Genomic DNA, 15,116 nt, shown 5'->3' on the forward strand with positions numbered 1-15,116 from the left:
GCCGATATTATTCAGCAGCCTTTTTAGTTGTTTTCTTTGCAGCAGGCTTTTTGGCAGAAGCCTTGGCCTTTGCCGTTTTTTCTGCGGCAGATTTAGCTGTAGCCTTGCCCTCTTTCTTTTCCGCAGCCTTTATCTTCTCCAGTTTGGTCTGCGCTTTCGCCAATTCCTTATGAAGTTCCTCTATCTCGGTACCTTGGTTTTGGATAGTGGTCAGCAATGCATTCAGTTCTTCATTATCTATATCTACCGGATAAAGAGAATCGACACGTTTGATAAAGTCACCAAGAATATTCATATAATTGGTGAAAGCATCAAAAGGAGATTCATAAATGCCACGGTTCAAACCGACACCGCTTTGCTTGGTAGTCATGAAACGGAAGTTGTTACTTGCCTGCAGATAATCCCAGTCTTGCTTGATACGACGGTCATCACAGAGATGGACACGTTCGGCAACACTATACAACTTGTTGAATGCTTCACGCTGCATCACGTTACCCAGCCAGCAGCTGGTATCTCTTTCTTCGTCCACCCAAGACATCGGATATGGAACGTCCAACTGGGAAACAGATTTCAGTTTAGTAACGATTTCCGTCGGTGTGGAGAAAGTAATCCCCTTTTCTTTGGCACAGTATGGAAGTGCCTTCAGGAATTCCAGAATATTGGAAGACAACGGCTGTGCCATGCCCAGAGCAGAGAGTTCCATAAAGATGTTGATGACCTGCTCTTCCTGCGGTAAAGCATCAATCCAGTTGATGTACTTGTCGGCAAACAAAGGATACTCGTTCCACTCGGAGTTGGAGAAGCGTAGGCTGATGTCGTCAGACAGCTTAAAGTCACGCAACAGCAACTTCAAGTTAGGATTCATGGAGCAATGGTATACATAGTGCGGACTCTTCCAACCCAAAACATGCTTGGCTCCTTCCGTCAGCATGCCCTTGAATCCCAAAGCTGCCACCATCGCACCAATCTCGTCATTATAAATCAGGCTGGAATTACGAAACACCTTCGGCGCCTTACCGAACATTTGCTTCATCTTAGCGCTCTGACGCATCACCTCTTCCTTGAAGCAATCCTCGTTGGCCAGAGAAGAAAGGCCATGAGAATAAGGCTCGGCAAGGAACTCACAGCAACCAGTATCATTCAGCTGGTGCAACAAGTCGATGACAGCCGGTGCATATATTTCCAACTGCTCCAGCGCAACCCCTGAAATGGAGAAAGCCACTTTAAACGCACCTCCGGAATTCTTCACCATTTCAATCAGAGTGTTCAATGCCGGGATATAAGAGCGTTCGGCTACATCATTGATACTGGTTTCATTGGCATAATCATCGTAGTAATAATGATCGATACCTATATCAAAGAAACGGTAACGTTTCAGATGAATGATTTGATGTATTTCAAAATAAAGACAGATAGTTCTCATTTCTATTATTGTTTTTGTTATTTACCATAGTTTCTTAACACATCCTCATAGAGGGCGCGGATTCTCAAGCCTACTTTTTCCCACGTGATTCCATCCACTTCCTTCTTGCCTTCCTCCTGCAGATATTGGAAGAGAGCGGGATTAGTGCAGAGAGAGTAAATGGCATCGGCCATTGCATGAATGTCCCAATAATCGGTCTTGATGACCTTATCAAGAATTTCACCGCATCCCGACTGCTTTGAAATGATGGAAGGAGTTCCACACTGCATGGCTTCCAGCGGAGCAATACCGAAAGGTTCGGAAACGGAAGGCATAACGAATACATCACTGTTCTTATAAACCTCATATACCTGCTTTCCCTTCATGAAGCCCGGGAAATGGAACCGGTCGGCGATGCCCCGCTCGGCTGCCAGATTAATCATGGCATCCATCATATCTCCCGAACCGGCCATAACAAAGCGGATGTTACGGGCACGCTGCAATACCAGTGAAGCAGCTTCCACAAAGTATTCCGGTCCCTTTTGCATGGTGATGCGGCCAAGGAATGTCACAATCTTCTCTTTGGAATGGTCGGGACGTGGAATGTCCTGGTATTCCTGCGAGAGAGGATAGACGGCATTGTGCATGGCAAACACCTTCTTGGGATTCTGATGGTACTGCTCAATAACCGTGCGACGGGTCAGTTCGGACACGCACATGATGCAGTCGGCATAATCCATACCGTTCTTCTCCATAGAATAGACGGTAGGATTGACTTTTCCACGTGAACGGTCAAAGTCCGTAGCATGCACATGGATGCAGAGCGGCTTTCCGCTCACCATCTTGGCATGCACTCCGGCAGGATACGTCAGCCAGTCGTGGGCATGAATAATATCAAATTCCTGCTGGCGAGCCACTACTCCGGCAATCACCGAGAAGTTGTTTATCTCTTCGTGCAGGTTGCCGGGATAACCGCCGGCAAAGTCCATGCAGCCTATGTCATTGACGTGCATATAAGAGAAATCCGAATAGATATGGTCGCGGAAAGAATAATAATCTTCCGGCGTCATGTTGCGCGTCAGCCTCGACTTCAAATAATTGTAATCGACATCACGCCACACGATAGGCACCTGGTTCATGCCTACTATCTTCAAGAAGTCCTCTTCTTCACCCGTCGGCTTGGGCATGCAGAAAGTAGTTTCCACATCGCCCTGCAAACTTAATCCTTTAGTTATTCCATAAGAAGCAACCGCAAGACCACCATATATTTTGGGAGGAAATTCCCATCCAAACATTAAAACTTTCATCTTCGTTCCTCCTTTTATAAATTATACTTAGACAATAACTTCAAGATACGCAGGATTTCTGCCGTATTCATGGCAAATGACACCGCCCCTCTTCCTACAAACGGAGGATTACCATCGAAGAGTTCGGGCAATGCGCCAATACAATGGGAAGTCATTTCATCTTCCATACCGATGAGGTATCTTTCTACAAACGACACGCCACTCACTTTATAGATACGCAGATATGCTTCCATGTAAAAACCCATCAGCCACGGCCATGCCGTACCCTGATGATAGGCATAATCTCTTTGAATCTGAGGACCTACATAATTCGGATTGTATCCGCCACTCTTGGGGCTCAGTGTACGCAAACCCTTCGGAGTCAACAGTTCTTTCGTCACAATATCGAGTACCTGCTTTTTCTGGGCCCTATCCAACGGAGAATAGTCAAAAGCAACAGTAAATATCATGTTGGGACGTACACTCCAATCCATCATATAACCATCCACATAGTCAAACAGATAGCCATACTCATTGCGGAATACGTCTACGAAAGACTTTCCGGTAACTTCTGCCTGAGCGTCCAGTGTATCAGCAAGAATTTCATTGCCTCCCTCCCGCACCATATCGGCTACAAAACGCAGGGCATTGTACCACAGTGCATTCACTTCCACAATATAGCCCGTACGCGGAATAACCGGACGGCCATTGGCGGTAGAGTTCATCCAGGTAACCGCTTTCTCGGTACCATTGGTATACAACAATCCATTTTCGTGCAGGAAGAGATTGCCATGCCTGCGTTCACGGATATAGTCAACAATCTCTTCAAGGAGATTACCGTACATCTGCCGGCAATTTTCACGCGAAGTCTCCTTAGCATACTGCTGTAAAGCCCAGACAGCCCACAGCAGCACATCCGGATGCTCCATCTCGTATATCTTATAGGAAGAAGGTTCTCCATTGATAAATTCACGGATAGCCTTTTCGGCTGTTTTCATCACGTCTTCAAATTCATCTTGTTCGCCTAAGGCCAAAGTAAGACCCGGCAGGGAGATGAACAAGTCACGGGCACGGCACTTGAACCAAGGATAACCTGCAAGCACATAATGCTCCTCTCCCTGCTTGTTGTGGAACTGGTGCGCCGAGTTTTTCAGACAGTGGTAAAAGCTGTCACGCGGAGTGCGGTCGGCCACCTCGGACTCAAAAGTCTGCTTCAGCTTGCGGGGGGAAATCTCGGAAATACCGGCGGAGAAGACAACGCTTTCCCCTTTCTTTATATCAACTTCAAAATATCCCGGCACATAAAGGTCTTCATTGAAGTCATATCCGCGTTCCTGTTCTTTAGGATACTCAATACCACGATACCAGTCAGGCTGGAAGTGGAACTCATTCTTTTTGTTGAGCTGCATGAACAACTCCGGATAACCAGGATACATGCAGGTTTTAATGCCATTCTCTACCAACTGATAGTCGCGGCTTGCCTGCGCATTTTCGTGCGTGTACTCGCGCACACTGCGGAATGCCAGGAAAGGGCGGAATCTGAGTGTAGTTGCCGAATGGGCATCGACCAAGGTATAACGAATCAGAATCCGATTTTCATGATGTACGAAAATCTTTTCTTTACGAAGGATGACACCTCCTACACGATAGGTAGTTGTGGGGATATTTTCACAGTCGAACTCTCGAATGTACTTGTGTCCGTTAGGACTGAAGTGGTTCCCTTGATACTTATGCAACCCCAGGTTGAACTCCGCACCGTGCTGAATTACAGTTTCATCCAAAGAAGACAGCAGCACATGGTTTTCATCATCAAGGTTGGGGACCGGTATCACCAACAGACCGTGATATTTGCGTGTGTTACAATCTACAATTGTTGTACAATGATAGGCTCCCGACCTATTCGTCCGCAATATCTCCCTTGGCAAAGATTCTTGCAGATTAATCATCAGGGTCTTGTCAAATCGTAAATAACTCATAGTTGTGCATTATTTAAAGGTTAATTATTTCGGTATATGCGCTACAAGCCATGTAGCGATGCCCAAAAATACGAATTAAAGCTTATAGGCAAAATAAAAAGTCAGTTTTTTTTCGGTTTTCGTCAAATATTCCGTAGTATTGTACAAAAATAGCAATCACTGTACGAAATATGAAGCATGATATACGCAGAATGGCATTGGCGGCGGTTATACCCCTATTCCTGCTATTCATTTTATACATTTTGAAGTTTTTGGAGATAGGCATGGACTGGAACTTCACACAACTGGGAGTATATCCGATGGAACAGCGGGGTATGTTCGGAATTTTCGCACATCCACTGGTGCACAGCAGCTTCAAGCATCTGCTCGCCAATACGATTCCACTCTTTTTCCTGATGTGGTGTCTGTTCTATTTCTACCGCCATATAGCCCCCTACATTTTCTTTGCCATTTGGATAGGATGCGGTACACTTACCTTTCTTATAGGGAAACCGGGATGGCATATCGGAGCCAGTGGCATTATATACGGACTGGCTTTCTTTCTGTTCTTCAGCGGCATACTGCGCAAACATGTACCGCTTATCGCCATTTCACTGTTGATAACGTTCCTATATGGCGGCCTGGTATGGAATATGTTCCCACAATTTGCAAAGGCCACCACTTCTTGGGAAGGACACCTTAGCGGAGCCATAGCAGGCACGCTATGCGCCATATGCTTTATGGGATACGGACCACAACGGCCTGATCCGTTTGCCGGAGAGGAGGAAGAGGAAGACACGGAAGAAGAGGATTCAGAAAAAGAGGATTCGGACCACAAGGCAGAAGAGGACAACAGCACGTTTAAGAAACAATAAAAAAAACAAAAAGAAGGGCAAAGAGTTTACAGTACACCTTGATAATGTCTACTTTTGTTTCAAAACAAGAAGAAAAAGCATCATGAATACAATGTTTGATACATTATTGCAACTGCCACTCTTTCAAGGACTCGCACAAGAAGACTTTACCAATATCCTAGGAAAAGTCAAGCTGAACTTTACAAAGCATAAAGCCGGCGAAGTTATCGTGAAAGCCGGTGACACATGCAGTCAACTGATATTCGTATTGAAAGGTGAAATCTCCTCATGTACTTCATCCGCTAATACCTCATACAGCTTCACGGAATATTTTCAAGCGCCTTATGTCATCGAGCCACAATCCCTATTCGGGATGAGCACCTCCTATGTCTCGACCTATACCGCCCAAACTGAGACCCACACTGTTAGCATAAGCAAGGCTTTCGTCATGAGCGAATTGTTTAAATATGATATATTCCGCCTGAATTACATGAATATCATCAGCAACCGCGCGCAAAGTCTGAGCAACCGCCTTTGGGCAGAAAACACCGACAACCTTGAAAGACGTATCGGCAACTTTATCCTAACACACATCGAACGTCCGGCAGGCAGGAAAACGCTGAAAATAAAAATGGAAGAACTGGCCCAGGTGGTCAATGATACCCGCGTGGGAGTATCGAGAGCGCTGAACAGCATGCAGGAGAAAGGTCTGCTCGAACTGCACAGAGGCGAGATGATGATTCCCAACGCAGAAAAACTCTTATAACCACCTGAACCGAGATTTCCTACAACACCTTGTCTATCACTTTCTTTATCAAGGATTCCATCACTTTATACCCTTCCAGAGTGGGGTGTACCCCGTCCTTAGTATACAAGGGGTTCAAGGCGTTATTGCCGTCTTCCGCCTCTACCATCTCACTGTAATAGTCGACATAAGGAATCTTGTTCTCCTTAGCATATGCCCGTATTCTGGCATTCAGCTGCATTATCTTTTGCGGAGCATCCTTCACCGAAGAATTCCAGCCAAAAGCAGCGGCAGGCAACACAGATGTCAAAATCACCTTTATCTTATTAGCCCGTGCCAACTCAACCATAGACACTATATTTCCAAAAGTGTATTCTTCATTATAAGCGCCTGCATTTTCCGCTACGTCATTGGTACCTGCATTTATCACGACCAGCGCCGGAGCAAGCTTGATGACATCCTCACGAAAACGGAGCAGGAAATGGGAAGAAGTCTGCCCACTTATACCACGGCCCACATAGCCATTTTTTTCAAAGAAAGCGGCATCATTTGCCACCCATCCTTCTGTGATTGAGTTGCCCATAAAAACCACCCGGTCCTTTTGCTTTCCCTTCCGTACCAGTTCCTTATTTGCCTCTGCATAACGTTTCAAATTTCCCCAATCCTGCTTCTGCGCGTCAGAGGCTACCCAAGGTATGCACAAAAAGACAGCAATCATACATAAAAGTTTCATTGTTCTATTCTTTGTTGTTTTTGTCATAAAAAAACAGCCCCACCATTTTTAAGGTGAGGCTATCATTATCATTGGCCAGTCTCACTCCCACTCGATTGTCGCATTGGGTTTCGGAGACATATCGTAGCAAACACGGTTGACGGTCTTCACTTCCTTGAGGATACGGTCTGTAATCTTCATCAGGATGGGCCAGTCTACCGGCTCGACGGTAGCGGTCATAGCATCCACCGTATTGACGGCACGGATAATGACGGGCCAGTCGAAAGAGCGCGCATTGTCGCGTACACCTACAGATTTGAAATCGGGCACCACAGTGAAATACTGCCATACCTTCTTATCCAGGCCTGCCAATTGGAATTCCTCACGCAGAATGGCATCCGACTCGCGTACAGCCTCCAAACGGTCGCGGGTAATGGCTCCCAGACAACGCACTCCCAATCCGGGACCGGGGAACGGTTGACGGTAAACCATCTCGTACGGCAATCCAAGCTCTACACCGCATGCACGTACTTCGTCCTTGAACAACTGGCGCAACGGCTCCACCAGTTCAAATTGCAAATCCTCGGGCAGACCGCCTACGTTGTGATGAGACTTCACCATCTTGGCTGTTTTTGTACCACTCTCTACAATGTCGGGATAGATGGTACCCTGTCCAAGGAAGTCGATGCCGTCCAGCTTACGGGCTTCTTCCTCAAAGACGCGGATAAACTCTCCGCCGATAATCTTGCGCTTCTGTTCGGGGTCGGCCACGTTTTCAAGCTTGGAGAGGAAACGGTCTGTGGCATCCACGTATATCAAGTTAGCCTTCAGCTCCTTGCCAAAGATTTCCACCACGGCTTCCGATTCGCCCTTACGCATCAACCCGTGGTTCACGTGTACGCAAACCAGCTTGTCGCCGATAGCTTTCAGCAGCAAAGCAGCCACCACGGAGCTATCCACACCACCGGACAGTGCCAGCAGCACCTTACGGTCGCCTACCTGACGGCGTATCAATTCTATCTGGTCGTTGACGAAATTCGTCATGTTCCAATTAGCCTCAGCCTTACAAGTATCGAATACGAAAGATTTCACAGCATCCTTGATGGCTTCCACATCATCCGTAAACTGCGGCAGCTTCACTTCACACAACGCCTTGTCGTGTCCGGCGGCCATCACGGGGAACCCTGCTTCGTAAATCTCGGGCAATACATCGATAGATACCCCATCAACCACATTATTGGGACCACCGTTGATGATGATACCTTTCACATTCGGCAAAGCCTTCAGTTCGGCAGCGGTAATATCGTGCGGGTATATTTCGCTATATACTCCCAACGCACGAATCGCTCTGGCAAGCACTGTGTTCTCATGGCTTCCCAAATCCAGAATCACAATCATATCCTGCTTCATTCTTCTATATTGTTTTTAAGTTAATAATTTCAGTCGGTCTTATTCCCATTCTATTGTGCTGGGCGGTTTTGAAGAGATGTCATAGGTTACGCGGTTCACACCTTTCACTTTATTAATAATGTCGTTGGACACCTTGCCCAGAAATTCGTAGGGCAGATGCGCCCAGTCGGCCGTCATGGCATCGGTGGAAGTAACAGCACGCAAGGCCACCGCACGTTCATAGGTACGTTCGTCACCCATCACGCCCACACTCTGTACGGGCAGAAGAATGACGCCCGCCTGCCAGACCTGATGGTAGAGCGATGTCTCGTTGCCGGCGGCATCCTTCACTTTCCAATCACGCAAGCCCTGGATGAAAATATCGTCGGCTTCCTGCAAGGTCTGTACTTTCTCTCGTGTTATATCCCCCAGAATGCGGACAGCCAGTCCCGGGCCAGGGAAAGGATGACGAGTAATCAGATGTTCGGGCATTCCCAATTCGCGTCCTACGCGGCGTACTTCGTCCTTGAACAGCCACTGCAACGGCTCGCACAGACGGAGGTTCATCTCCTCGGGCAGACCGCCCACGTTGTGATGGCTTTTGATGGTCTTGCCCGTAATGTTCAAGCTCTCGATGCGGTCGGGATAAATGGTGCCTTGTGCCAACCAACGGGCATCGGTAATTTTGTGCGCCTCGGCATCGAAGACTTCGATGAAATCGCGGCCGATGATTTTACGCTTCTGCTCAGGCTCGGTCACTCCCTTCAAATCCTTGAAGAACTTCTCACTGGCATCCACACCAATCACATTCAACCCCAGACACTCGTAGTCGTGCATCACATTCTTGAACTCATTCTTGCGAAGCAGTCCGTGGTCTACAAAGATGCAGGTCAGGTTCTTACCGATGGCACGATGCAGAAACACGGCGGCTACCGAAGAGTCTACACCGCCACTCAGTCCCAAGATAACGCGATCGTTGCCAAGCTGCTCCTTCAGTTCGGCCACAGTGGTATCTACAAACGATGCGGCGCTCCAGCTTTGACTGCAACCGCAGACGTCTACCACGAAGTTGCGTAGCATCTGCGTACCATCCTCGCTATGAAACACTTCCGGATGGAACTGCACTCCCCATACCTCCTCGCCGGACACCTGGTAAGCAGCAATCGCTACCTTGTCCGTAGAAGCTATAATCTTGAAATTGTCGGGAATGGCTGTAATCGTGTCTCCGTGGCTCATCCATACTTGGGTATTCTTCCTTACCCCTTTGAAAAGGACATTCTCCGAATCGAAAGAACCGAGATGGGCACGTCCGTACTCGCGGGTTCCTGCCGGCTCCACCCGTCCACCGTTGCTGTAGGAGATAAACTGTGCACCGTAGCAGATACCCAGAATGGGATATTTCCCACGAATCCCGCTCAAATCTACCTTGAATGCACTCTTATCATAAACAGAAAAGGGGCTACCCGAAAGGATAACTCCTTTTACACTCTCATCTCCGTATGGAAATTTGTTGTAAGGTACAATCTCGCAATAGACATTCAGTTCGCGCAACCGGCGGCCTATGAGCTGCGTGGTTTGCGAACCGAAATCAAGAATAATAATCTTCTCTTGCATATAAATCCGTATAGACTTTAATAAATGATTTGCAAAAGTAGAAAAAGTAAAGGAATTATTAGGGATAATGTGACAGAAAAACGCTTTTTTACTAAAAACAGCTTTAAATTCAGGCAAACACTATCCACAAATATACGAAAAGCTATTCTCACCACAGCCGTGTTGTTTTCTTACCACAGCTATGCAACTTGCTTACCACAGCAATGTTATTTTCTTACCACAGCTGTGGTAAGATTATTGCTTAGCACAAAAAGGAACAGTTTCCGGCAGTGTCGGGAAGAGTTAAAGGTACCAATGTAATTAATATGCCAACCGGCACATTAACCACATTATGAAGTTCTGCTTCGATATTACTTTTCTTTCAGCAAGTCACGGATTTCGGTCAGCAGCACCTCTTCCTTGCTCGGTACGGGGGGAGCCGGAGGAACGGCAGGCGCCTCTTCTTTCTTCTTTTCAGTCAGTTTGGTCAACAACTTTATAAACATGAAGATAGAGAATGCTATAATCAGAAAGTCGAAAGTGACCTGCAAGAAATTACCGTAATTCAAGGTCACGGCAGCAACCTCTTTCCCATCCACCATTTCGGCAGGTTTCAGCACCCACTTCAAGTCTGTAAAGTTGACACCGCCCACCAGTAACCCGATAGGAGGCATAATCACATCTGCCACGATGGAAGAGACGATTTTTCCAAATGCCCCACCGATAATCACACCGACGGCCATGTCTATCACATTGCCCTTCATGGCAAAAGCCTTAAATTCCTGTAAAAATGAACTTTTTCCCATCTTTTCAATTATTTAATTATGATTTTGGTTACGAATATAAAAACATTTTCTTACTTTTGCACCGCAAATCAGAAAGAAATGCAATTAGTAAGCGAAAGTTTATTTTTAAACATTATAAAACCCTTAAAAGTTTAAACAAAATGATTAAAGTAGGTATTAATGGATTCGGACGTATCGGACGTTTCGTATTCCGCGCTGCAATGAAGAGAAACGATATTCAGATCGTAGGTATCAACGACCTTTGCCCGGTAGACTACTTGGCTTACATGCTGAAGTATGACACTATGCACGGTCAATTCGACGGTACTATCGAAGCTGACGTTGAAAACAGCAAATTGATCGTTAACGGTCAGGCTATCCGCATCACTGCAGAAAAAAATCCGGCTGACTTGAAATGGAACGAAGTAGAGGCAGAATACGTTGTTGAATCTACTGGCTTGTTCCTGAGCAAAGACAAAGCTCAAGCTCACATCGAAGCTGGCGCAAAATATGTTGTAATGTCTGCTCCTTCTAAGGACGACACTCCGATGTTCGTTTGCGGTGTTAACGAAAAGACTTACGTTAAGGGTACTCAATTCGTATCTAACGCTTCTTGTACTACTAACTGCTTGGCTCCTATCGCTAAGGTATTGAACGACAAATGGGGTATCACTGACGGTTTGATGACTACTGTTCACTCTACAACTGCTACTCAGAAGACAGTTGACGGTCCTTCTATGAAAGACTGGAGAGGTGGTCGTGCTGCTTCTGGCAACATTATCCCGTCTTCTACCGGTGCTGCTAAGGCTGTAGGTAAAGTTATCCCGGCATTGAACGGTAAACTGACTGGTATGTCTATGCGTGTTCCGACTTTGGACGTATCTGTAGTTGACTTGACAGTTAACTTGGCTAAGCCCGCTACTTACGCTGAAATCTGCGCTGCCATGAAGGAAGCTTCTGAAGGCGAATTGAAGGGTGTTCTGGGTTACACTGAAGATGCAGTTGTTTCTTCTGACTTCTTGGGTGACACTCGCACTTCTATCTTCGACGCTAAGGCTGGTATCGCTTTGACTGATACTTTCGTTAAGGTTGTATCTTGGTATGATAACGAAATCGGTTATTCTAACAAGGTTCTTGACCTGATTGCTCACATGGCATCAGTTAACTGCTAATATACAGTTAGAAAATAATAAAAAATAGGTGGCTTCTGCGGAAGTCGCCTATTTTTTTTGCAATTTTGCAGCTAGTACGTTTTTTATCAGCTTCTTTAATGATGATGAAGATTATACTAACTCTAATATTGCTTTGCTTTATGAACACTATATCGTCTCAAAATCCTTTTTTTGAAACATACTCCACGCCACACGGCACTGTCCCGTTCGACAAGATTAAGACCGGAGACTATGTACCCGCCATCCACGAAGGCATCCGCCGCCAGAATGCGGAAATAGATGCCATCATCCGCAATCCGGAAGTCCCGACATTTGCCAACACAGTGCTGGCCTATGAGAAGTCCGGCGAAATGCTCCACCGTGTCGGTACCGTATTCGGCAATCTGCTCAGCGCAGAAACGAACGATGACCTGCAGGAACTGGCCAAGGAAATCATGCCTATGATGAGCGAGCATGAAAACAACATCAGCCTGAACGAAGAGCTGTTTGCACGCATCAAAGCGGTTTACGAGCAGCAAGACAAAGAGACGCTGAACCCGGAACAGCACAAGCTGCTGGAAGATATTTACAATGGCTTTGTACGCAATGGAGCCAACCTCCAGGGAGAAGCCAAGGAGAAATACCGGGCTTTATGCAAAGAGCTCAGTCTGCTGACGCTGCAGTTCAGTGAAAACAACCTGAAAGAAACGAACGACTACAAGCTTGTCATCACCGACAAGTCACAACTGGCCGGGCTACCCGAGAGCGCGGTAGAAGCCGCTGCAGAGACAGCCGGGGAAAAAGGCGTCGAAGGCTGGGTATTCACCTTGCAGGCTCCCAGCTATGGCCCTTTCCTGACCTACGCAGACAGCCGTGACCTGCGCCGTGAGCTATATATGGCCTACAATACGAAGTGTACGCATGACAACGCCAGCAATAACCTGGAAATTGTAAAGAAACTGGCCAATGTCCGTATGGAGATTGCCCAACTCCTAGGCTATGACAACTTCGCCGAATACAACCTCCAGGAGCGCATGGCACAAAACAGTGAGTCCGTGTATAAGCTGCTGGACCAACTGCTGGAGGCTTACACGCCTACCGCCAAACAAGAATATGCAGAAGTGCAAGCCCTGGCACGCCAAGCGGAAGGAGAAGACTTCGTCGTGATGCCGTGGGACTGGGCGTACTATTCCCATAAACTGAAAGACCGGAAGTTCAATATCGACGATGAGCTGCTCCGCCCTTACTTTGAGCTGAACAACGTGAAGGAAGGTGTATTCAGCCTGGCAACCAGACTGTATGGCATCACCTTCAAGAAGAACCCAAATATTCCCGTTTATCACAAGGATGTGGACGCCTACGAGGTATTCGACAAAGACGGAAAATTCCTGGCTGTGTTCTATACCGACTTCCACCCCCGGGCAGGCAAGCGCTCGGGAGCCTGGATGACCAGCTACAAGGAGCAGTGGATTGACGAGAAGACCGGCGAGAACAGCCGTCCCCACATATCCATCGTGATGAACTTCACCAAACCGACACAAGACAAACCCGCCCTATTGACCTTCGGTGAAGTAGAAACCTTCCTGCACGAATTCGGACACAGCCTGCATGGTATGTTTGCCAATTCCACCTACGGAAGCCTGAGTGGGACCAATGTGTATTGGGACTTTGTGGAACTCCCCTCCCAATTCATGGAGAACTTCGCTATCGAAAAGGAATTCCTGCATACGTTTGCCCGCCATTACCAAACCGGTGAACTGATACCGGACGAACTGGTACAGCGCATTGTGGATTCCTCCAACTTCAACGCGGCATACGCCTGCCTCCGCCAGGTTAGCTTCGGCCTGCTTGATATGGCTTGGTACACACGTAACACCCCGTTTGAAGGTGACGTGAAAGCCTATGAAAAGAAGGCTTGGGAAAAAGCACAGATTCTGCCTTCTGTGGCAGAAGCCTGCATGAGCACACAATTCTCCCATATCTTTGCCGGAGGATATTCTGCCGGATACTATAGTTATAAGTGGGCAGAGGTGCTGGATGCAGATGCATTCTCGCTATTCAAGCAGACGGGCATCTTCAACCCTGAGACTGCCGCCTCCTTCCGAGAGAATATCCTTTCCAAAGGTGGAACGGAACATCCGATGACGCTCTATAAACGCTTCCGCGGACAAGAGCCTACAATCGACGCATTATTAATCAGAAATGGAATAAAGAAATGAAGAGACTTATAAGGAACATCTGTTGCATACTGCTCATGTTGTCGTTGCTTCCCCTGTTAAGCGGTTGCGACAATGAAGACGATGTTGTCGGGATATTCACCGGGAAGACATGGAAGCTCAGCCGACTCACCAATAAAGGCAGCAATGCCCAATTCTATCCAAACCTTTGGAACAACAATGAGGAAGAGATGAAGAAGAGTCTGGACAAGCTATATAATCAGAAAAGTACCTTCACCCTCAATTTTGAAGGTACCGAACTGGATGGAGAACTGATGGGCATCACCGTCAACGGACAAGGCATCAACTCAAGCGTCAACGGCACTTGGAAAGCCGACGGAGCTTCAGGCTCGCTCAGCATCAGCGTAAAGGTTACGGGGTCCGCAGAGAGCGATGCACTGGCCAAGGCATTCATCTCCGGACTGCAAAATGTGTACAAGTATGAAGGGGATGCCAATTCACTGACCCTCTATTTTAAAGACGGACCGACAACCAGAGTCATGGGATTCACCCCGCAACGATAAAACATAAATATGATGGACGATTCTACAAAAGACAAACAAGAAGCATTGGACAGGCGTTATATACGTATGGCAAGCATTTGGGCCGAAAATTCGTATTGCCAACGCCGCCAGGTCGGTGCACTGATTGTAAAAGACAAGATGATTATCTCCGACGGCTACAACGGTACTCCTTCCGGTTTTGAGAATGTGTGCGAAGATGAGAACAACGTCACCAAACCATACGTGCTCCATGCCGAAGCAAATGCCATTACCAAAATAGCCCGTTCAAACAACAGCAGTAACGGTGCCACCATGTACGTCACCGCCTCCCCATGCATAGAATGTGCCAAACTGATTATCCAGGCAGGCATCAAACGGGTGGTCTACTCCGAGAAATACCGCCTGGAAGATGGTATCGAACTTTTGAAACGGGCAGGCATCGAGGTGGTATTTATTTCAATGGATAATGGATAATAGAAAGTTGAAAATTGCATGTGCAGCCAAATAGTAAATTGTAAATAGTCT

Annotated in this window: 13 protein-coding genes; 6 read left to right on the top strand and 7 right to left on the bottom strand. The window is 47.0% G+C overall.

All coding sequences use genetic code 11. The annotated features are described in order from the left end of the window. Window positions 1-7: 7 nt before the first annotated feature. The 3 genes from HUX74_RS04660 to HUX74_RS04670 are packed head-to-tail and all read right to left on the bottom strand — an operon-like array spanning window position 8 to window position 4,664. Window positions 8-1,423 carry a glycoside hydrolase family 57 protein gene (locus tag HUX74_RS04660; protein WP_117601133.1) on the bottom strand — a complete coding sequence of 472 codons (1,416 nt, stop codon included), beginning with the start codon at window positions 1,421-1,423 and terminating at the stop codon, window positions 8-10. Between the two features lie 17 nt (window positions 1,424-1,440). Then, entirely contained in the window at window positions 1,441-2,709 is a 1,269-nt protein-coding gene (locus tag HUX74_RS04665) for a glycosyltransferase family 4 protein (RefSeq protein ID WP_008666090.1), read from the bottom strand. 14 nt (window positions 2,710-2,723) lie between these two features. Further along, window positions 2,724-4,664, bottom strand: a complete 1,941-nt coding sequence (locus tag HUX74_RS04670) for a glycogen debranching enzyme N-terminal domain-containing protein (protein ID WP_117601134.1) — start codon at window positions 4,662-4,664, stop codon at window positions 2,724-2,726. 170 nt (window positions 4,665-4,834) lie between these two features. On the opposite strand from HUX74_RS04670, the gene HUX74_RS04675 reads away from it, so the two are divergent. Continuing rightward, complete coding sequence (locus HUX74_RS04675) at window positions 4,835-5,518, top strand: rhomboid family intramembrane serine protease (RefSeq protein ID WP_117965902.1); 684 nt, start codon at window positions 4,835-4,837, stop codon at window positions 5,516-5,518. An 82-nt stretch (window positions 5,519-5,600) separates the two neighbouring features. Continuing rightward, window positions 5,601-6,263, top strand: coding sequence for a Crp/Fnr family transcriptional regulator (locus tag HUX74_RS04680; protein ID WP_117601136.1), 663 nt, complete (start codon window positions 5,601-5,603; stop codon window positions 6,261-6,263). 19 nt (window positions 6,264-6,282) lie between these two features. On the opposite strand, the gene HUX74_RS04685 is transcribed toward HUX74_RS04680, so the two are convergent. From HUX74_RS04685 to mscL, 4 genes are all read right to left on the bottom strand, one after another. After that, window positions 6,283-6,975, bottom strand: coding sequence for an SGNH/GDSL hydrolase family protein (locus HUX74_RS04685; RefSeq protein ID WP_117965899.1), 693 nt, complete (start codon window positions 6,973-6,975; stop codon window positions 6,283-6,285). 81 nt (window positions 6,976-7,056) lie between these two features. Then, entirely contained in the window at window positions 7,057-8,364 is a 1,308-nt protein-coding gene (gene guaA / locus HUX74_RS04690) for a glutamine-hydrolyzing GMP synthase (protein WP_117601138.1), read from the bottom strand. Window positions 8,365-8,403: 39 nt separating this feature from the next. Then, on the bottom strand, window positions 8,404-9,957 hold the full coding sequence (gene guaA, locus HUX74_RS04695) for a glutamine-hydrolyzing GMP synthase (RefSeq protein WP_174646288.1): 1,554 nt from the start codon (window positions 9,955-9,957) through the stop codon (window positions 8,404-8,406). 350 nt (window positions 9,958-10,307) lie between these two features. Continuing rightward, window positions 10,308-10,742 carry a large-conductance mechanosensitive channel protein MscL gene (mscL, locus tag HUX74_RS04700; RefSeq protein WP_117601141.1) on the bottom strand — a complete coding sequence of 145 codons (435 nt, stop codon included), beginning with the start codon at window positions 10,740-10,742 and terminating at the stop codon, window positions 10,308-10,310. A 140-nt stretch (window positions 10,743-10,882) separates the two neighbouring features. Between mscL and gap the strand changes: the two genes are divergently transcribed. The 4 genes from gap to HUX74_RS04720 all read left to right on the top strand — a co-directional run bounded on the left by gap (window position 10,883) and on the right by HUX74_RS04720 (window position 15,065). Further along, window positions 10,883-11,893 carry a type I glyceraldehyde-3-phosphate dehydrogenase gene (gene gap / locus HUX74_RS04705; RefSeq protein WP_117601142.1) on the top strand — a complete coding sequence of 337 codons (1,011 nt, stop codon included), beginning with the start codon at window positions 10,883-10,885 and terminating at the stop codon, window positions 11,891-11,893. A 140-nt stretch (window positions 11,894-12,033) separates the two neighbouring features. Then, window positions 12,034-14,091: a M3 family metallopeptidase gene (locus tag HUX74_RS04710; protein WP_174646289.1), complete on the top strand. Its 2,058-nt coding sequence runs from the start codon at window positions 12,034-12,036 to the stop codon at window positions 14,089-14,091. Further along, on the top strand, window positions 14,088-14,612 hold the full coding sequence (locus HUX74_RS04715; protein ID WP_174646290.1) for a DUF4847 family protein: 525 nt from the start codon (window positions 14,088-14,090) through the stop codon (window positions 14,610-14,612). Before HUX74_RS04710 ends, HUX74_RS04715 begins: the two co-directional genes overlap by 4 nt. Before the next feature lie 12 nt (window positions 14,613-14,624). Beyond that, window positions 14,625-15,065, top strand: coding sequence for a dCMP deaminase family protein (locus HUX74_RS04720; protein ID WP_022401703.1), 441 nt, complete (start codon window positions 14,625-14,627; stop codon window positions 15,063-15,065). Window positions 15,066-15,116: the final 51 nt, after the last annotated feature.

This window comes from Bacteroides sp. Marseille-P8574 (assembly GCF_902825465.1).
In the GTDB taxonomy this organism is placed as follows: domain Bacteria; phylum Bacteroidota; class Bacteroidia; order Bacteroidales; family Bacteroidaceae; genus Bacteroides; species Bacteroides uniformis.

Excerpts from the sequence above, each read along its gene's own strand:
- HUX74_RS04680 (WP_117601136.1), top strand. The coding sequence starts at position 5,601 with ATGAATACAATGTTTGATACATTATTGCAACTGCCACTCTTTCAAGGA.
- HUX74_RS04715 (WP_174646290.1), top strand. The coding sequence starts at position 14,088 with ATGAAGAGACTTATAAGGAACATCTGTTGCATACTGCTCATGTTGTCG.
- mscL (WP_117601141.1), bottom strand. The coding sequence starts at position 10,742 with ATGGGAAAAAGTTCATTTTTACAGGAATTTAAGGCTTTTGCCATGAAG.
- HUX74_RS04710 (WP_174646289.1), top strand. The coding sequence starts at position 12,034 with ATGAACACTATATCGTCTCAAAATCCTTTTTTTGAAACATACTCCACG.
- guaA (WP_174646288.1), bottom strand. The coding sequence starts at position 9,957 with ATGCAAGAGAAGATTATTATTCTTGATTTCGGTTCGCAAACCACGCAG.
- HUX74_RS04660 (WP_117601133.1), bottom strand. The coding sequence starts at position 1,423 with ATGAGAACTATCTGTCTTTATTTTGAAATACATCAAATCATTCATCTG.
- HUX74_RS04720 (WP_022401703.1), top strand. The coding sequence starts at position 14,625 with ATGGACGATTCTACAAAAGACAAACAAGAAGCATTGGACAGGCGTTAT.
- HUX74_RS04675 (WP_117965902.1), top strand. The coding sequence starts at position 4,835 with ATGAAGCATGATATACGCAGAATGGCATTGGCGGCGGTTATACCCCTA.
- HUX74_RS04665 (WP_008666090.1), bottom strand. The coding sequence starts at position 2,709 with ATGAAAGTTTTAATGTTTGGATGGGAATTTCCTCCCAAAATATATGGT.
- gap (WP_117601142.1), top strand. The coding sequence starts at position 10,883 with ATGATTAAAGTAGGTATTAATGGATTCGGACGTATCGGACGTTTCGTA.
- guaA (WP_117601138.1), bottom strand. The coding sequence starts at position 8,364 with ATGAAGCAGGATATGATTGTGATTCTGGATTTGGGAAGCCATGAGAAC.
- HUX74_RS04685 (WP_117965899.1), bottom strand. The coding sequence starts at position 6,975 with ATGAAACTTTTATGTATGATTGCTGTCTTTTTGTGCATACCTTGGGTA.
- HUX74_RS04670 (WP_117601134.1), bottom strand. The coding sequence starts at position 4,664 with ATGAGTTATTTACGATTTGACAAGACCCTGATGATTAATCTGCAAGAA.